The organism is Pseudomonas sp. SMSB3 (assembly GCF_052041965.1).
Taxonomy (GTDB): domain Bacteria; phylum Pseudomonadota; class Gammaproteobacteria; order Pseudomonadales; family Pseudomonadaceae; genus Aquipseudomonas.
Window position 1 is genome coordinate 232,747 of the sequence record NZ_JBKGGV010000009.1, and the last position, 18,188, is coordinate 250,934.

At 63.3% G+C, this 18,188-nt stretch carries 16 protein-coding genes; 8 read left to right on the forward strand and 8 right to left on the reverse strand.

Translation table 11 applies throughout. From position 1 onward, the window contains the following. Nucleotides 1–90: 90 nt before the first annotated feature. Nucleotides 91–1,458 carry a DNA repair protein RadA gene (radA, locus tag ACLEJW_RS16565; protein WP_145188620.1) on the reverse strand — a complete coding sequence of 456 codons (1,368 nt, stop codon included), beginning with the start codon at nt 1,456–1,458 and terminating at the stop codon, nt 91–93. A gap of 174 nt (nt 1,459–1,632) precedes the next feature. Here radA and mscL point away from each other — a divergent pair, with 174 nt between their 5' ends. Further along, nucleotides 1,633–2,046, forward strand: coding sequence for a large-conductance mechanosensitive channel protein MscL (gene mscL, locus ACLEJW_RS16570; RefSeq protein WP_145188623.1), 414 nt, complete (start codon nt 1,633–1,635; stop codon nt 2,044–2,046). Between the two features lie 74 nt (nt 2,047–2,120). Here mscL and ACLEJW_RS16575 read toward each other — a convergent pair whose 3' ends face one another. Further along, complete coding sequence (locus ACLEJW_RS16575; protein WP_440777911.1) at nt 2,121–2,897, reverse strand: ferredoxin--NADP reductase; 777 nt, start codon at nt 2,895–2,897, stop codon at nt 2,121–2,123. Between the two features lie 206 nt (nt 2,898–3,103). Between ACLEJW_RS16575 and ACLEJW_RS16580 the strand changes: the two genes are divergently transcribed. Together ACLEJW_RS16580 and ACLEJW_RS16585 are read left to right on the forward strand one after the other, a co-directional pair. Then, a complete protein-coding gene (locus ACLEJW_RS16580; RefSeq protein ID WP_145188628.1) occupies nt 3,104–3,814 on the forward strand; it encodes an autoinducer binding domain-containing protein in 711 nt (236 codons plus the stop codon). 93 nt (nt 3,815–3,907) lie between these two features. Next, nucleotides 3,908–5,032, forward strand: a complete 1,125-nt coding sequence (locus tag ACLEJW_RS16585) for a methyltransferase (protein ID WP_313297728.1) — start codon at nt 3,908–3,910, stop codon at nt 5,030–5,032. A 42-nt stretch (nt 5,033–5,074) separates the two neighbouring features. On the opposite strand, the gene ACLEJW_RS16590 is transcribed toward ACLEJW_RS16585, so the two are convergent. The 3 genes from ACLEJW_RS16590 to ACLEJW_RS16600 are packed head-to-tail and all read right to left on the reverse strand — an operon-like array spanning nt 5,075 to nt 7,687. Continuing rightward, nucleotides 5,075–5,227, reverse strand: a complete 153-nt coding sequence (locus tag ACLEJW_RS16590; protein ID WP_145188634.1) for a DUF2474 domain-containing protein — start codon at nt 5,225–5,227, stop codon at nt 5,075–5,077. A gap of 12 nt (nt 5,228–5,239) precedes the next feature. Next, on the reverse strand, nt 5,240–6,247 hold the full coding sequence (cydB, locus tag ACLEJW_RS16595) for a cytochrome d ubiquinol oxidase subunit II (protein WP_145188638.1): 1,008 nt from the start codon (nt 6,245–6,247) through the stop codon (nt 5,240–5,242). Between the two features lie 3 nt (nt 6,248–6,250). Continuing rightward, nucleotides 6,251–7,687, reverse strand: a complete 1,437-nt coding sequence (locus tag ACLEJW_RS16600) for a cytochrome ubiquinol oxidase subunit I (RefSeq protein WP_145188641.1) — start codon at nt 7,685–7,687, stop codon at nt 6,251–6,253. A 343-nt stretch (nt 7,688–8,030) separates the two neighbouring features. On the opposite strand from ACLEJW_RS16600, the gene ACLEJW_RS16605 reads away from it, so the two are divergent. The 3 genes from ACLEJW_RS16605 (at nt 8,031) to trmA (ending at nt 11,797) form a co-directional block, all read left to right on the forward strand. Next, nucleotides 8,031–9,251 carry an MFS transporter gene (locus ACLEJW_RS16605; protein WP_313459739.1) on the forward strand — a complete coding sequence of 407 codons (1,221 nt, stop codon included), beginning with the start codon at nt 8,031–8,033 and terminating at the stop codon, nt 9,249–9,251. Between the two features lie 168 nt (nt 9,252–9,419). After that, nucleotides 9,420–10,715 carry an NCS2 family permease gene (locus ACLEJW_RS16610; protein WP_145188646.1) on the forward strand — a complete coding sequence of 432 codons (1,296 nt, stop codon included), beginning with the start codon at nt 9,420–9,422 and terminating at the stop codon, nt 10,713–10,715. Then, nucleotides 10,712–11,797 carry a tRNA (uridine(54)-C5)-methyltransferase TrmA gene (trmA, locus tag ACLEJW_RS16615; RefSeq protein WP_313297624.1) on the forward strand — a complete coding sequence of 362 codons (1,086 nt, stop codon included), beginning with the start codon at nt 10,712–10,714 and terminating at the stop codon, nt 11,795–11,797. Before ACLEJW_RS16610 ends, trmA begins: the two co-directional genes overlap by 4 nt. Before the next feature lie 45 nt (nt 11,798–11,842). On the opposite strand, the gene pcaG is transcribed toward trmA, so the two are convergent. Further along, nucleotides 11,843–12,448 carry a protocatechuate 3,4-dioxygenase subunit alpha gene (pcaG, locus tag ACLEJW_RS16620; protein WP_440777912.1) on the reverse strand — a complete coding sequence of 202 codons (606 nt, stop codon included), beginning with the start codon at nt 12,446–12,448 and terminating at the stop codon, nt 11,843–11,845. A 10-nt stretch (nt 12,449–12,458) separates the two neighbouring features. Beyond that, nucleotides 12,459–13,178, reverse strand: a complete 720-nt coding sequence (gene pcaH, locus ACLEJW_RS16625; protein WP_313297617.1) for a protocatechuate 3,4-dioxygenase subunit beta — start codon at nt 13,176–13,178, stop codon at nt 12,459–12,461. Between the two features lie 186 nt (nt 13,179–13,364). On the opposite strand from pcaH, the gene ypfJ reads away from it, so the two are divergent. Next, complete coding sequence (gene ypfJ, locus ACLEJW_RS16630; RefSeq protein WP_145188657.1) at nt 13,365–14,255, forward strand: KPN_02809 family neutral zinc metallopeptidase; 891 nt, start codon at nt 13,365–13,367, stop codon at nt 14,253–14,255. A gap of 164 nt (nt 14,256–14,419) precedes the next feature. Further along, nucleotides 14,420–16,339 (forward strand): methyl-accepting chemotaxis protein, encoded by a 1,920-nt coding sequence (locus ACLEJW_RS16635; RefSeq protein ID WP_313459730.1) that lies wholly within the window; start codon nt 14,420–14,422, stop codon nt 16,337–16,339. Between the two features lie 70 nt (nt 16,340–16,409). On the opposite strand, the gene ggt is transcribed toward ACLEJW_RS16635, so the two are convergent. Beyond that, nucleotides 16,410–18,077 (reverse strand): gamma-glutamyltransferase, encoded by a 1,668-nt coding sequence (gene ggt / locus ACLEJW_RS16640; protein WP_440777913.1) that lies wholly within the window; start codon nt 18,075–18,077, stop codon nt 16,410–16,412. Between the last annotated feature and the right edge of the window lie 111 nt (nt 18,078–18,188).

Genomic DNA, 18,188 nt, shown 5'->3' on the forward strand with positions numbered 1-18,188 from the left:
GGTGGTGGATCGAGCGCCGCGCGCGGCGCATCGCGAGCTGTGCTCGCTCCTACGGGGGGCACAGCGTGGCCGGGGGCACGGGACGAAGGCTTACTCGAACAACGCGTCCAGGGCCTGCTCCAAGCGGGTCACGGCGATCACCTGCAAGCCTGCCGGGGGTTCCTTGGGGGCGTTGCCCTTGGGTACGATGGCGCGCTTGAAGCCGTGCTTGGCCGCCTCCTTGAGCCGCTCCTGCCCGCTGGGTACTGGCCGCACCTCACCCGACAGGCCGATCTCGCCGAACACCAGCAAGCCATGAGCCAAGGGCCGATTGCGCAGGCTCGACATCACCGCCGCCAGCAGCGCCAGGTCCGAGGCGGTTTCCAGTACCTTGACGCCGCCCACCACGTTGAGGAACACATCCTGATCGTGTGTGGGAATGCCGCCATGGCGGTGCAACACCGCCAGCAACATGGCCAGGCGGTTCTGGTCCAGGCCCAAGGTCACCCGTCGTGGGTTGGCCAGGTGGCTGTCATCGACCAGCGCCTGCACCTCCACCAGCATCGGCCGGGTGCCTTCCCAGGTGGCCATGACCACGCTGCCGGGCACTTCTTCCTGGGTGCGGTTGAGGAAGATCGCCGATGGGTTGGAGACTTCCTTCAGGCCACGGTCGGTCATGCCGAAGACGCCCAACTCGTTGACCGCGCCGAAGCGGTTCTTCACCGCCCTGAGCAGACGCAGGCGGCCGTCGGACTCGCCTTCGAAATACAGCACGGTGTCGACCATGTGCTCCAGCACCCGAGGCCCTGCCAGCGAGCCTTCCTTGGTGACATGGCCGACCAGGAAGATCGCCGTCCCGCTTTGCTTGGCATAACGCACCAGCAACGCGGTGCTCTCGCGCACTTGAGCGACGCCACCCGGTGCCGATTGCAACTGCTCGGTGAAGATGGTCTGGATCGAATCGATCACCATCACCCGTGGTTTTTCGACCCGCGCGGTGGCGATGATGGTTTCGATGCAGGTTTCGGTCATCACCTTGAGCTGGTCCTGAGGCAGGCCCAGGCGCCGCGAGCGCATTGCCACCTGTTGCTGCGATTCCTCGCCGGTGACGTACAGCGCGGGCATGGCCACGGCGATGTTGCACAGGGTCTGCAGCAGGATGGTTGACTTGCCGATACCGGGGTCGCCGCCGATCAGCACCACCGAACCGTCGACCAGACCGCCGCCGAGCACGCGATCGAGCTCGGTGCTGCTGGTCGAGAAACGTGGGATCTCTTCGACGCTGACTTCGGCGAGGGTCTTGATCTGCGCTTGCTGCCCGGTCCAGCCGGCGCGGCCGCTGGGAGGCGCGGCACCGCCGCTTTCGATGGTGGTTTCGACCAGGGTGTTCCAGGCGCCGCAATCGGCGCACTGCCCGGCCCACTTGGGGAAGGTCGCGCCGCATTCGGTGCAGCCATACAGACGCTTGGCTTTGGCCATGGGCAAGATCTCCGGAAAAACCGCCATGATAGCTGAGACAGACGTGTCTCGAACCCGCCCAGATGCGACAAAACTATTCGATCTAACCGCAGTCACTACCCCTGACGCCAACGCATGAAGCTTTTCTGTGGCTTACACTGCGTTAACCTCACCATTTGTTACAAGGAATCAAACATGGGCATGATCAGTGAGTTCAAGGCCTTCGCGGTCAAAGGAAATGTCGTCGACATGGCGGTCGGTATCATCATCGGCGCGGCCTTCGGCAAGATCGTCTCCTCGTTCGTCGGGGATGTGGTCATGCCGCCACTGGGACTGCTGATTGGCGGTGTGGACTTCAGCGACCTGGCGATCACCTTGAAAGCGGCCCAGGGCGACGTACCGGCCGTGGTGCTGGCGTATGGCAAATTCATCCAGACGGTGATCGACTTCATCATCATCGCCTTCGCCATCTTCATGGGTGTGAAAGCCATCAACCGTCTCAAGCGCGAAGAGGCCAAGGCGCCAACCACCCCGCCGGTGCCAACCCCTCAGGAAACCCTGCTGACCGAAATCCGCGACCTCCTCAAAGCCCAGAACACCAAGCTCTGAGCTACAAGCTACAAGCTGCAAGCTGCAAGCTGAGCGGCGTGAGGCTGCTCCCGCTTGTAGCTTGCCGTTTGCCGCTACCAGTAGTTCTCGACGGCGACTTGGCCGGGGCGTTTGCTCAAGCTCAGTTGCAGATCGCGGGCTTTGAGGACTTTGCGGGTTTCGTCGATCATCTCGGGGTTGCCGCACAACATGATGCGCGAATGCTCGGGAGAGAACGGCAGTCCCGCCGCCTTTTCCAGCTCGCCGTTCTCGATCAACGTGGTGATCCGCGCATTCAGGGCGCCAGGGTGTTGCTCGCGGGTTACGACCGGGATGAACTGCAACTTGCCGGCGAATTCTGCCAGGTAATCGCGCTGTTGCAGACCGGCGATCTCATCGACGTAGGCCAGCTCCCTGGCCTCACGGACCGAATACACCAGCTTGATGTTATCGAAGCGCTCCCACGCTTCGAAGTCCTGCAGAATCGACATGAACGGTGCGATACCGGTACCGGTGGCCAGCAGCCACAGGTCGCGCCCGCCAACGAAGCGGTCGAGGGTGAGGTAGCCGAATGCCTGACGGTCGATCATCAGCGTGTCGCCCTCACCCAACCGGCTCAGCTCGCTGGTGAATTCCCCGCCCTGCACCACGATGGAAAAGAAATCGAGGTACTCGTCGTGCGGCGCGCTGACCATCGAATAGGCCCGCCAGACCACACTGCCATCAGCCTTGGTCACACCCAGACGCGCGAACTGACCCGCCCGGAAACGAAACCCAGGATCGCGGCTGACCCGCAAGCTGAACAGGTTGGCGGTCAGCGGCTCAACGGCGAGCAAGGTCTGGCGGGTGAATTTTTCGGCACTGGCACTCATGTGGGGCTCCATCGATAGCAGGCGCCCAGTGTCGCCCAAAGCGCTTGGGATAAAAACCACTGGAGTGTAGGGAGACAGCCGAACGGTTGCTTTTTACACAGGAAAAACTGTAGCGCTATAGCAAAAAAGACCAACAAAAGTGTCAGCTTTTTCCTACACTCATCCGGCACGACACGGATTGACGATAACGACAGGGAGGATGGCAGATGACTCATTGGAACTTTGAGCATCTACATCAGCTGATCAGCGAAAGCTCACCGCAGAAGGTGTTCGACCTGGCGGTGCATCTGGTGCAGGACATGGACCTGGATTTTCTTGGGTTCAAGGTTCGCATCCAGCTGGCAGCGCAGTCCCCACGCCTGTATCTGTATAGCAACTATCCAGCTGAGTGGATCGAGCGCTATCAGCGCGACGACTTCTACCGGCAAGATGCCGCTGCCTTGCTCAGCCAGAACTCGACCATGCCCATCTTGTGGACCGACGAGCTCTATCACGACATGCCCGAGTTTCGTGAGCAAGCCTGCAACCACGGTTTGCGCCACGGCTGGACGCAGTCACTGCATGACCGCCAGCACAATGAAAGCCAGATCAGTGTGAGCAGGCCATTGAACCCGGTGAGCATCGGCGAGCTGTACGACAAGGCCGGCGCCGTGCAGTGGTTGTGCCATACCCTGCACGCGATCATCGGCGAGTACCACCTGGCCAAGCTCAGTACACCCATGAAGATGAGCGAGCGAGAAATCGAAGTGCTCAAATGGTCAGCGGCTGGCAAGACCGCGGCAGACGTCGCCTGCATCCTGTCGCTGTCGCAGAGCACGGTCAACTTCCATATCCGCAGCGTCATCACCAAGACCAATGCTGCGAACAAGGCCGGCGCCATCGCCATCGCCATGATGCGTGGCCTGATCGAGCAGTAGCCAGGCCTGCGACCTTCGCCAAAGCCCTGTAGAATCGCGTACCAAAGCTTGTGGCGGTTGGCCATTAGCAGATCCGTACCCGAGCCAGACGCCATGCCCCTGTTGACCACCCCCTTCGCCGAACTCGACCTGATCCGCCAGCCGGAACAGGCCAACGACCCATTGCAGGCTTTCGATGCCGCTGATCACTACCTGCTCGAGCACCTGCACGCCCAGGGCCTGGCGGCCGACACCCGGGTGCTGGTGCTCAATGACAGCTTCGGCGCCCTGGCGGCGAGCCTGGCCGGCCGTGTGCACGTGGTCAGCAGCGGTGACTCGCACCTGGCGCGCATGGCGCTGGAGAAAAACCTGACGCGCAATGGCCAGGCGTTCGACAGCGTGCCCTTCGTGCCCGCTAGCGAACAATGGCAGGGGCCGTTCGACCGCGTGCTGGTGCGGGTGCCGAAAACCCTCGCGCTGCTCGAAGATCAACTGATCCGTCTGCAAGGCCATCTGGCCCCGGGCGCCCAGGTCATTGCCGCCGCCATGATCAAGCACCTGCCACGGGCAGCGGGTGACCTGATGGACAAATACATCGGCCCGGTGCAGGCGTCACTGGCGCAGAAAAAGGCCCGCCTGTTGACCGCCACGCTGGCCGAGCGCGCTGCCGCCCACTCCCCGTATCCGAGCCATTACCGCCTGGACTCGCCGGCGCTCGAGCTGGTCAACCATGCCAACGTATTCTGCCGCGAGGGCCTGGACATCGGCACCCGCGCTTTCTTGCCGCACTTGCCCACAGGGTTGGGTGATGCACGCGTCGCCGACCTTGGCTGCGGCAACGGCGTGTTGGCGATCGCTTGCGCGATGGCCAACCCCGAGGCCGACTTCACCCTGGTAGACGAGTCCTACATGGCGGTACAGTCAGCGCAGGAAAACTGGCGAGCGGCCTTCGCCGAGCGCCCGGTCACGGTGCTACCGGGCGATGGCCTGGCAGGGCTCGAGAAACAATCGCTGGACGTGGTGCTGTGCAACCCGCCCTTCCACCAACAGCAGGTGGTGGGTGACTTTCTCGCCTGGCGCATGTTCCAGCAGGCACGCGAGGCGCTGGTGGTGGGCGGTGCGCTGTACATCGTCGGCAACCGTCACCTGGGCTACCACAGCAAACTGGCGCGCCTGTTCCGGGGTGTCGAGCAGGTGGCGGCAACGCCCAAGTTCGTGATCCTCAAGGCGCGCAAATGACAGGGGCGGCAGTACGCCGCCCCCTGGCCAAGTTGCCGCCGTTCAATGCGTGGTCAAGCCCGCTGCGGCCATGAACAGGCGCATCACCCAGGCCGCAGCGCCCAGCGCCGCTACGCTCAGCACCCAGATCAGCACCAGCCAGCCCAGGCGCTGCCACAGCGGCTTCTTGTCGTCTACACCCTGCTTGCCCGTCATGCCCATGGCCTCCTAGTGATAGCCATCTTCATGGGTCACCTTGCCGCGGAACACGTAGTAGCTCCAGAAGGTGTACATGAGGATGAACGGCAGGATGATCAACGTGCCCACCAGCATGAAGCCTTGGCTCTGCGCCGGTGCCGCGGCCTCCCAGATCGAGATCGATGGCGGGATGATGTTCGGCCACAGGCTGATGCCAAGACCGCTGTAGCCCAGGAAGATCAACACCAGCGTCAGCAGGAACGGCGTGTAGTGTGCGTTGCGCGCCACCGCCTTGAGCAAGCCATAGAAGGTCAGCAACACCAGCAGCGGCACGGGCATGAACCACAGCAGGTTGGGCATGGTGAACCAGCGGTCGGCGATGTTCGGGTAGGCGATCGGCGTCCACAGGCTGACCAGGCCGATCACTACCAGCAGCACCAAAGCCAATGGTCGGGCGATGTCATGCATCTTTTTCTGCAGCGGCCCTTCGGTCTTCATGATCAGCCAGGTGCAACCCAGCAGGCTGTAGGCGACGATCAGGCCGAGGCCGCTGAACAGGCTGAACGGTGTCAGCCAGTCGAGCGTGCCACCGGCAAAATGCCGATCGACCACCTTGAAGCCTTCCAAGAAGGCGCCCAGCGCCACACCCTGGAAGAATGTCGCCACCAGCGATCCACCGATGAACGCCTTGTCCCACAGGTGACGTTTCTCGTCGGTGGCCTTGAAGCGAAACTCGAAGGCCACGCCGCGAAAGATCAAGCCGATCAGCATCAGGATCAGCGGCAGGTACAGTGCCTCCAGTACCACCGCATAGGCCATCGGGAACGCCCCGAACAGCCCGGCGCCGCCCAACACCAGCCAGGTTTCGTTGCCGTCCCAGACTGGCGCCACGGTGTTCATCATCACATCGCGGTCATGCTCGTGCTTGACGAAGGGAAAGAGCATGCCGATGCCCAGGTCGAAGCCGTCCATCACCACGTACATCATGATGCCGAAGATGATGATCACGGCCCAGATCAGCGGAAGGTCGATACCCATGGCTCAGTTCCCCTCGTGCAGGTTGGCGGAGGTGCCGTCGCTGTGCTCGTCGGCGGCCGACAACGGCCGCGCCGGCGTGCGTTTCTGACCCGGGCCACCCGGGCGCGGAGCATCGCCTTCACCGGTATGCGGGCCTTTGCGGACCAGCCGCATCATGTAGGCGAAACCGGTGCCGAACAGGGCGAAGTACACCACCACGAAAGCGATCAGGGTAAAGCCGAGTTGGCTGTAGCTGTGGTTGGAGACGCCATCGGCCGTGCGCATCAGGCCGTACACCACCCATGGCTGACGCCCGACCTCGGTGGTGATCCAGCCGGCGAGGATCGCCAGCAGGCCCGACGGCCCCATCCACAGCACGAAATGCAGGAACGGCCGAGAGCTGTACAGCTTGCCGCCCTTGCGCAGCAGCAGGCTCCACAGCCCCGCCGCGATCATCAGCAGGCCCATGGCGACCATGATACGGAATGACCAGAAGATGATTGTCGAGTTGGGCCGGTCTTCAGCCGCGAATTCCTTCATGGCCGGGACCTGCTTGTCCAGGCTGTGGGTCAGGATGAGGCTACCGAGCACCGGGATCTCGATCTTGAAGCGCGTGGTTTCAGCCTTCATGTCGGGGATACCGAACAGAATCAACGGCGTCGGCTCGCCCGGCTCATTTTCCCAATGGCCTTCGATGGCGGCGATCTTGACTGGCTGATGCTTGAGCGTGTTCAAGCCATGGAAATCGCCGATCACCGCCTGCACCGGGGCGACGATCAGGGCCATCCACATGGCCATCGAGAGCATCTTGCGCACGGCTGGGTTGTCTCGGCCACGCAGCAGGTGCCAGGCCGCCGAGGCACCGACGAAGAACGCCGTGGCGACGAAGGCTGCAGTGGCCATGTGCGCCAGACGGAAGGGGAAAGAGGGGTTGAAGATGATCGCCAGCCAGTCCACCGGCACTACCCGGCCATCGATGATCGCGTGGCCCTGGGGCGTATGCATCCAGCTGTTGGAGGCCAGGATCCAGAAGGTCGACACCAAGGTGCCCAGCGCCACCATGCAGGTCGAGAAGAAGTGCAGCCCGCGCCCGACCCGGTTCCAGCCGAACAGCATGACGCCGAGGAAGCCTGCTTCGAGGAAGAACGCCGTGAGCACCTCGTAGGTCAGCAGGGGACCTGTGACCGATCCTGCGAATTCCGAAAACCGACTCCAGTTGGTGCCGAACTGGTAGGCCATGACCAGGCCCGAGACCACGCCCATGCCGAAGTTGACGGCAAAGATCTTCGACCAGAAATGGTAGAGATCGCGGTAAACACGGTTGTCGGTACGCAACCACAGGCCTTCGAGCACCGCCAGGTAGCTCGCCAGTCCAATGGTGATGGCCGGGAAAAGAATGTGGAACGACACGGTAAAGGCGAACTGCATTCGGGCGAGCTCTAAGGCCTCTATTCCGAACATGGTGCTTCCTCTTCAGATAATTCGGCGTCCGGGCACGTGGCTCCGTCGCCCACTGCCCCCACGATGTGTCGAGTGCGGCACGTTGGAATTGTTCTGTTGAATCGCAGGGATTTCGGCCAAGGGGCCCTTTCGTTGAATCTGCAACGATTGATCCAGATCAACGACTGCTCAAAGCATAGTCCTGAATAGCCTGCAGGGCCGTGTGGTTGTTTGCCGCGTGACCGGTTGCCCCACCCTCATCCAAGCGCACCAGGAACGTGCCGATCAGGGCAAACAGTAACCGCTTGTTACAAACAGATGATACGCTGCCCGGCCCCCACCGCGCTGAGCCCGCAGGTCGCCGATGCCCGATTCCGCACCGCAGTTGCTGCGTCACCACCGCCCGTTCATGGCCTTCTGGCTGGCCCGGGTATTCACCGCCAGCGGCTTTCAGATGCTCACCGTGGCGATTGGCTGGCACCTTTACCAGCTCACTGGCAATGTCCTCGACCTGGGCCTGGTCGGGCTGGTCGAATTCGCCCCACGGGTGCTGTTCATGCTGCACACCGGGCACGTCGCCGATCGCTACGACCGGCGCAAGGTGGCGGCGTTGTGTCAAACGCTGCAGGGGCTGATCGCCTTGGCCTTGGCCCTGGGCAGTGCCACTGACAACGTCAGCCGCGAACTGATCTTCGCATTGGCCTTCCTGCTCGGCGCCACGCGTTCGTTCGAAATGCCGGCGACCCAGGCGCTGCTGCCCAACGTGGTGCCACCGGGGCTATTCCCGCGGGCGGTCGCGGCCTCGGCCTCGGCCACCCAATCGGCGACCATCGTCGCCCCGGCGGTTGGCGGTTTCCTCTATGCCTTCGGCAGCATCTGGGTGTACGGCCCGACCGTCGCCCTGTACGCCATCGCCTGCCTGCTGACCCTCAGCCTGCAAGCCCGCGGCCAGGTCGCCCAGCGCGGCCGCGCCAGTCTCGAGTCATTGCTGGCGGGCATTCGCTTCATCCGCAGCCGCCCGGACATCCTCGGCGCCATCTCACTGGACCTGTTCGCCGTGCTGCTCGGCGGCGCCACGGCGCTATTGCCGGTATTCGCCAAGGACATTCTGTTGACCGGTCCGATGGGCCTGGGGCTGCTGCGCTCGGCGCCAGCGGTGGGCGCACTGCTGATGTCGCTGTGGCTGGCGCGCTTCCCGTTCGAGCGCAAGGTCGGGCGCACCATGTTCACGGCGGTCGGCGTGTTCGGCGTGGCGACCATCGCCTTCGGCCTGTCGACGTCATTCTGGTTCTCGTTGGCGGTGCTGGTGGTGCTGGGTGCAGCCGACATGATCAGCATGGTGATTCGCAGCTCGTTCGTGCAATTGGAGACCCCGGACGCAATGCGCGGTCGGGTCAGCGCCGTCAATGGCTTGTTCATCGGCGCTTCGAACCAGCTTGGCGAGTTCGAGTCGGGGCTGACGGCGCACTGGTTCGGCACCGTACCGGCGGTGGTCATGGGCGGCGTCGGCACCTTGCTGGTGACCGGGGTGTGGATAAAACTGTTCCCGACCCTGGCCCAGCGCGACCGCTTGCACGAGGGCTGATGCGCGCCAGTGCGAGGCTTTCCCGAACGGCCATAGGCCCTTGCCGAGCATGCTGGTATGATGCGCGGCTTTTTTGAGCCTCCTACAAAAGCACGGCAACCGCTGTGGTCTGTGCTTTGCTGATGGGGTCGATACATTCATGGCGCGAGGGCGTCTTGGGGAGCGGGCATGCTGGACAGGCTGTTTCAACTGAAAGCACACAACACCAACGTGCGCACCGAGATTCTGGCGGGCGTCACTACCTTCCTGGCCATGGCCTACATCCTTTTCGTCAACCCGAGCATCCTCGGCGAGACGGGCATGGACAAAGGGGCGTTGTTCGTCGCCACCTGCCTGGCTGCCGCCATTGGTTCGGCAACCATGGGCCTGATCGCCAACTACCCGATCGCCCTGGCTCCGGGCATGGGCTTGAACGCGTTCTTCACCTACACCGTGGTGCTGCACATGGGGCACACCTGGCAGGTGGCGCTGGGCGCGGTGTTCCTCTCGGCAGTGATGTTCTTCCTGCTGTCGATCCTGCGTATCCGCGAGTGGATCGTGAACAGCATCCCGCTGCCGCTGCGCTCGGCGATCGCCGCCGGTATCGGCCTGTTCCTGGCGCTCATTGCCCTGCACAACGCCGGTATCGTCGTCGATAACCCAGCGACCCTGGTGGGCCTGGGCGATCTCAAGCAGCCTGCGCCGATCCTCGCCACCCTGGGCTTCTTCCTGATCGTCGGGCTGGAAGCGTTGAAAGTACGTGGCGCTGTGTTGATCGGTATCCTGGTGGTCACCGTGGCCTCGATCCTGATGGGCGTGACGCCGTTTGGCGGGGTGATATCGCTGCCACCGTCGCTGGCCCCGACGTTCCTGCAGCTGGACATCAAGGGTGCCCTGGACGTAGGCCTGGTCAGCGTGATCTTCGCCTTCCTGTTCGTCGACCTGTTCGACAACTCCGGGACCTTGATCGGCGTGGCCAAGCGCGCCGGGCTGATGGGCAAGGACGGGCACATGCCGAAGATGGGCCGCGCCCTGATCGCCGACAGCACCGCGGCGATGGCCGGTTCGCTGCTGGGGACCTCGACCACCACCAGCTACATTGAATCCGCCGCTGGCGTCAGCGCCGGGGGCCGTACCGGCCTTACCGCCATCGTGGTCGCCGTGCTGTTCCTGCTGGCGTTGTTCTTCGCCCCCTTGGCTGGCAGTGTGCCAGCCTTCGCCACCGCCCCGGCGCTGCTGTTCGTGGCGGTACTGATGGCGTCTGGCCTGGCTGAAATCAATTGGGACGACGTGACCGAGGCCGCGCCGGTGGTGGTCACCGCCCTGGCCATGCCGCTGACCTACTCGATCGCCAACGGCATCGCCTTCGGTTTCATCGCCTGGACCGCCATCAAGCTGATTTCGGGGCGCCACCGCGACCTGAACGCGGCGCTGGTGATCCTTTCCATCCTGTTCGTCATCAAGCTGGGCTGGTTCAACGCATGAGTGCCGTCTTCGATCCTTGCACCTACGACACCCAGCTGGAGGGCAAAGTCGCCCGCCTGCGCGAGTTGCTGGCGCCCTTCGGCGCGCCGGAGCCGGCCGTTTTCGATTCGCCGCGCGAGCACTACCGCCTGCGCGCCGAATTCCGCCTGTGGCGCGAAGACGGCCAGCGTCACTATGCGATGTTCGCCCCCGGCGACAAGCACAAGGCGATCCTGATCGACGACTTCCCCATCGCCAGCCAGCGCATCAATGAGCTGATGCCGCGCCTGAAGGCTGCCTGGCAGGCCAGCGAGGCGCTGAGCAATCGCCTGTTCCAGGTGGAGTTCCTCACCACGCTGGCCGGCGACGCCATGGTCACGCTGTGCTATCACCGCCCGCTGGACGAGGCCTGGGAAGTTGAAGCCCGACAGCTGGCAGAGCATCTCGGGGTCAGCCTGATCGGCCGCTCGAAAGGCAAACGTCTGGTGATTGGCCGCGATTACGCGCTGGAAAAACTCGACGTGGCCGGGCGCGTGTTCAGCTACCGTCAGCCAGAAGGCGCGTTTACCCAGCCAAATGGCGCGGTCAATCAGAAGATGCTGAGCTGGGCGTGCGAGGCCATGGGCGAGCGTGCTGACGACCTGCTGGAGCTGTACTGCGGCAACGGCAACTTCACCCTGCCGCTGGCCACTCGAGCGCGTCAGGTGCTGGCTACCGAGATCAGCAAGACCTCGGTCAACGCTGCACTGAGCAACCTTGACGAGAACGGCGTGGATAACGTGCGCCTGGTGCGCCTGTCGGCCGAGGAACTGACCCAGGCGCTCAACGACGTGCGCCCGTTCCGCCGCCTGGAAGGGATCGACCTCAAAAGCTACGACTTCGGCACGGTGTTCGTCGACCCGCCGCGCGCGGGCATGGACCCGGATACCTGTGAACTGACCCGGCGTTTCGAGCGAATCCTGTACATCTCGTGCAACCCGGAAACCCTGGCGGCGAATATTGCCCAGTTGCACGACACGCACCGCATCGAGCGTTGCGCGTTGTTCGACCAGTTCCCGTATACCCACCATATGGAGAGTGGGGTGTTGCTGGTTCGGCGCTGACCGGCCAGACCACTGGAGCCGCTCTGCGGCCCCAGCGGCGCTGCATCAGAAGTCGAAGAACACCGTCTCCCCTTCCCCCTGAATGCGGATATCGAAGCGATAGGCTGTCTTGCCATCGACCTCGCAGCGCGTCGCGAGCAGGGTCTGGCGGCGCTGCGGTTGCTCGATCAGGTTGAGCACCGGGCAGTTGGCGTTTGCCTCGCCCTCATCGTCGAAATAAAGCCGGGTATGCAGGTGGATGTTGATGCCACGGGCAAACAGGCTGATGTTGATGTGCGGCGCCATCGGCACGCCGGCCGCGTTGTTGACCACCCCAGGCTTGACCGTATGCACGGTCCATTCACCGGCGTCGAACGTGGTCGCCGTGCGACCGAAGCTGTTGAAAGGGTTTTCCAGGTCGTAGGCATCCTGGTACTCGCCGTTGGCGTCGGCCTGCCACAGCTCCAGGAATGAATCGCGCACCAAGTGGCCGTTGCCGTCATAGACATGGCCGATCAGCACGATGTGTTCGCCAGGGGCGTGGGGCTTGGCCATGCAGTTCCAGATTTCCTGGTCGCGGGTCGGGTTGCCGGCCGCTTGCAGGGCCAGGCCGATGTGCACGTAGGGGCCGGCAGTCTGCGAAGGGGTTTCCGGCAGCAGTTCGATGGGCATGGCGGGTTCCTCAGCAGTTTTCGAAGTGAGTCTTGCGCTGGCCGCGCAGTACGATGTCGAAGCGATAGGCCAGGCAGTCCATGGGGTTGGCGTGGCTCATGTCGAGCTTGGCGATCAGCTGCTGCACCGCTTGCGGGTTGGCGATCGACTTGACGATCGGGCACAGCGGGATCAGCGGGTCACCTTCGAAATACAGCTGGGTGATCAGCTTGGTGGCGATCGACGGGCCACTGACGCCGAAGTGGATATGCGCCGGGCGCCAGTCGTTGGGGCCGTTGCGCCATGGGTACGGGCCGGGCTTGATGGTGCGGAAGCTGTAGTGACCGTCGCGGTCGGTCAGGCAACGCCCGACGCCACCGAAATTCGGGTCCAACGGTGCCAGATAGCGGTCGTTCTTGTGCCGGTAGCGGCCGCCAGCGTTGGCTTGCCACATTTCCACCAGGGTATTGGCCACCGGTTTGCCGTACTGGTCGACCACGCGGCCGGCGACGATGATGCGCTCGCCGATGGGCAGGCCACCATTATTGAAGTTCAGCAGCAGGTCGTGGTCGTGCGCGCCGAAGCGCAGATGGGAAAAGTCCGGGCCGGTGGTTTCGCTGATCGACTGCGGGATGCTGACCAGCGCCTGGCGCGGCGAGCGGGCCACGGAGGTCTTGTAGTCGGGGGTCAAGGCCTTGGGGTGCCAGTTGCGATCACGGATCACGAAGCGGCTATTGTCCTGGGCGGGCATGCCGGTTTCCTCTCTTGGAATTATCGAAACACCTGTGCAGGGCAGGCGGACGTGCAGTTTCCGGCAGGCCAGAGGGAATGAATACTGAAAAGCAGCCTCCAATACATAACCAAATGGTTATGCATTAGTACTTTGGCTGAGCTGATCTAATCTATAACCCGATGTTTCACGGCGTGGAGAGCTTTCATGGAATGGCGAAAAGGTCGACGCAGCGACAATGTCGTCGATGCCCGCGGTACAGGTGGTGGCGGTGGCGGCATGCGTTTCGGCGGTGGCAAAGGACTCGGCCTGGGCGCGATCCTGCTGATCGTCGGCATCGGCTGGCTGACGGGCCAGGATCCGCTGCAGATTCTTGGCCAGCTCACTGGGCAGATGGGCCAGCAGCAGCAGGCAGCACCAGCGGGTGCAGGCGGCAAGGCGCCGCCGGCCAACGACGAACAGGCGCAGTTCGTCGCCTCGGTGCTGGGCGATACCGAAGACACCTGGAAGGCGCTGTTTTCCCAGGCCGGCAAACAGTACCGGGACCCCAAGCTGGTGCTGTTCAGCGGCCAGGTGAATTCAGCCTGCGGCTACGCCACTGCCGCAGTGGGACCGTTCTATTGCCCAGCCGACCAGCGGGTTTACCTGGACATGTCGTTCTTCCGGGAAATGGAAACGCGCTTCGCCGCAGCCGGCGACTTCGCCCAGGCCTACGTCATCGCCCATGAAATCGGCCACCATGTGCAGACCCTGCTGGGCGTCTCGGCCAAGGTCGATGCCGCGCGCCGCAGCGGCCAGCGCATGGAGGGCGACAACGGTCTGCTGGTGCGCCAGGAGTTGCAAGCCGACTGCCTGGCCGGGGTCTGGGCCTATCAGGCGCAACAGCGGCTCAACTGGCTGGAGCCAGGCGACGTCGAAGAAGCGCTCAACGCTGCCAATGCCATCGGTGACGATCGCCTGCAGCAGCAAGGTCAGGGCCGCGTGGTGCCCGACTCGTTCACCCACGGCACCTCGGCGCAGCGGGTTCGCTGGTTCAAGGCCGGGTTCGCCAATGGCGAAGTCGACAGCTGCGATACCTTCAGCGCGCGTAACCTTTGACCGATCCCGGGCCGGTCGCCGGCCCGGGTTACAAATCAGCTGAAAAAGCGATTCAGCTTTCCGTGCCGGGTGCCGATAACACCTGCACGATTCAGCGGGCCCCAGAACAATAACGCCCTGCGATCGACGATCAAGTGAGCGAATGAATTTTCTGGAGTGCGTGCATGAACAGCTGGTTTGCCAATATCAGCGTCAACCTCAAACTCGGCCTGGGCTTCGGCCTGGTGCTGTTTCTAACCGGCCTGTTGGCCCTCACCGGCTGGACCAGCCTGGGCAGTCTCATCGACCGCAGCAACTGGATGGGCGATATCGGCCAGCTCAATAAAGACCTGACCGAACTGCGCGTGGCGCGCCTGCAATACATGATCGCCAACGGCGATGATGCCGCCGCCGCCAACACCCTGGCCAAGCTGGACACCTTCAGCAAGCAGCAGCAGTACCTGGTAACCACCTTCACCAGCCCCGCCAACGTTGCGTTGCTCAAGGAACTGGGCCAGACCATCAGCGAGTACAAGGTCTCGCTGGACAAGATGCGCACCGGTTACAAGCACTCGCAGACGGCCCGCGATGCCATGAACGTGCACGCAGCCAATGCCGATCAGGCCCTGGAAACCCTCAGCCGTGACGTCATGTCGCGACCCGAGTCCGACAGCGTGCGCCTGGCCCAGTACCAATTGACCAGCCAGGCGCGCCAACGTCTGTTGCAAGTGCGCGTCGATGTGCGCGGCTACATTGCCGACAACAGCGCCAGCAATGAACAGGCCGCCTTGCGTCAGCTCGAAGGCTCGCTGGCCGACATCGACAAGCTCAAGGGCCAGTTGCCCGCCGAAGCCGCACGCGTGCAGCAGTTCGAGCAAGCCGTGCTCGGCTACCGCGATGCCGTGCGCCAGTTCCGCGATGCCGTCGCCGAGATTGCCGTGGCGCGCGCCGAGATGACGGTCGAAGGCGCCGACATCGTCAAGCGCAGCGATGCCCTGTACAAGATCCAGATCGAACGCCGCGACGCCGAAAGCAGCGAAGCGCGCAGCCTGCAGATGATTGCCACGTTGCTGGCGCTGCTGGCCGGGGTCATCGCCGCCGTGGTCATCACCCGCCAGATCACCCTGCCCCTGCGCGACACCCTGCAATCGGTGGAACGCATCGCCGGTGGCGACCTGACTCACGAGCTGCGCGTTACCCGCCGTGACGAGATCGGCGTTTTGCAGCAAGGCATCGCGCGCATGGGCACGACCCTGCGCGAACTGATCGCCGGCATCCGCGATGGCGTCACCCAGATCGCCAGCGCCGCCGAAGAACTGTCGGCGGTCACCGAGCAGACCAGCGCCGGCGCCAACAGCCAGAAGGTCGAGACCGACCAGGTGGCCACCGCCATGCATGAAATGGCTGCCACCGTTCAAGAGGTGGCGCGTAACGCCGAGCAGGCTTCGCATGCCGCTACCGGTGCCGATGATGAAGCACGGGCCGGTGATCGGGTGGTCGCCGAGGCGATCAGCCAGATCGAGCGCCTGGCCGGTGAAGTGCATCGCTCCACCGAAGCCATGAACCTGTTGCAGCAGGAAAGCCAGAAGATCGGCAGCGTCATGGATGTGATCAAGTCGGTGGCCGAGCAGACCAACCTGCTGGCACTCAACGCCGCCATCGAAGCGGCCCGCGCCGGCGAGGCCGGGCGCGGCTTCGCGGTAGTCGCCGACGAAGTGCGCGGCCTGGCCCAACGCACGCAGAAATCCACCGAAGAGATCGAAGAGCTGGTGGCCAGTCTGCAGCATGGCACCCAGCAGGTAGCCAATGCCATGCAAGGCAGCCGCACGCTGACCGACAGCAGTGTCGAACTGGCGCGCAAGGCCGGCAGTTCGCTCGAGAACATCACCAGCACGGTGTCGAGCATCCAGTCGATGAACCAGCAGATTGCAGCGGCGGCCGAGCAGCAGAGCGCAGTGGCTGAGGAGATCAGCCGCAGCATTCTGAATGTTCGCGACGTGTCGGAGCAAACCGCTGCGGCGAGCGACGAAACCGCCGCCTCCAGCGTCGAGCTGGCGCGCCTGGGTGGTCAGCTGCAGATGCTGGTCAGCCAGTTCCGCGTCTGATCTGAGCACCTGTGGCGAGCCTGGCGATACGATCGCTCAGGCTTGCCACAGGGGCGCCTTTGCCCCCCGCTTATTTGACGATCATCCCTACCCCACGCCCGCGCGGATCGGACGCGGTTTCGACCTTGGCGCCGTCGATGCGAATCGCCTGAATGTCGCCCATCTCCCAGCCTTGATCCTCCAGCACATAGCCCATTTTCTTCAGCTCATCGGCCGCAGGCCCGGTCAACGGCGCGTAGCTGTCGTAATAAATGGTGTCCTTGGGCAGCAGCTGGTGATGCACACGCTGCGCCGCCACAGCTTTCTCCAGCGGCATGTCGTAGTCATAAAGGTTGTTCATCACCTGGAAGATCGAGGTGAAGATCCGCGAACCGCCTGGAGTGCCGATCACCAGCTCGACCTTGCCATCGCGGGTCATCAGGCTAGGGCTCATCGACGACAGCATGCGCTTGCCCGGCTCGATGGCGTTGGCGTCGCCGCCGACCACGCCAAAGGCATTGGCTGCACCGGGCTTGGCGCTGAAATCATCCATCTCGTCGTTGAGCAGGAAGCCTGCGCCCTTGACCACCACGCCACTGCCGTAGTCGAGGTTGAGGGTGTAGGTGTTGCTGACCGCATTGCCTTGCTTGTCGACGATCGAGAAGTGGGTGGTCTGATGCGGCTCCAGGCCGGGCTTGACCTGGGCGGTCGCGGAAATCGCCTTGGGGTCGACCTGGGCGGCGCGCTTGGCCAGGTAATCCTTGGCCACCAGTTGATCGACCGGCACTTTGGTGAAGGCCGGGTCACCCAGGTAGTCGGCGCGGTCGGCGAACACGCGCTTCTCGATCTCGGCCAGCAGGTGGATGTACTGCGCCGAGTTGTGCGCCACCCCTTTGAAGTCGGCCGCGCGGTCCTCCTTGATGCCCAGCAGCTGGGCCAGGGCCACGCCGCCGGAGCTCGGCGGTGGCGCGGTGTAGACGACATTACCGCGCCAGCTCAGGGCCATCGGCTCGCGCCATACGGCCTTGTAGTCCTTGAGGTCTTGCTTGCTGATCAGGCCATTATCGGCCTGCATTTGCGCCACCAGCAGATCTGCAGTCTTGCCCTGATAGAACTCGCTGACCCCTTTGTCGGCGATGCGCTCGAGGGTTTGCGCCATTTCAGGCTGCTTGAACAGCTCGCCGACTTTCATGCTGCCGAAGTAGTCGTTGAAATTGGTCGCGGTCTTGAACAGGCCTTGGGCGTCGTTGCGGTATTGATACTGTTTTTCCGCAACCTTGAAGCCGTTTTTGGCGTAGCCGATGGCAGGGGTCAGCAGTTCGCTCCACGGCAGCTTGCCAAACTTCTGGTGCGCTTCCCACATACCCATCACCGTGCCGGGCACCCCGGCTGCGCGCACGCCCACCAGGCTGAGGTTTTCGATCACCTCGCCTTTGTCATCCAGGTACATGTTGCGCGTCGCCGCTTTAGGCGCCACTTCACGATAGTCGAGGAAGTACGCCTTGCCGTCGACGAACAAGGTCATGAAGCCGCCACCCCCGATGTTGCCGGCTTCCGGATAGGTCACTGCCAGGGTGAAGGCAGTGGCCACGGCAGCATCCACCGCGTTGCCGCCTTTTTTGAGGATATCGGCGGCTACCTGTGCACCATATTGATCGGGTGCAGCCACCGCGCCGCCTTCGAGCGTAGCGGCAAAGGTCGACGAACAGCTCAGGAGCGCGGCTGTCAGAGCCAGGTACTGAAACGGGACAATACGCATGACACGTCCTTGGTGTTGTTTTTGTTGAGCAGTCAGTAAGGCCGAAGCCACGGCACTGCGCAATCGACCCAAGGGACTTTCGCCGCCTGTAGACACAAACTGTCGCGTTCA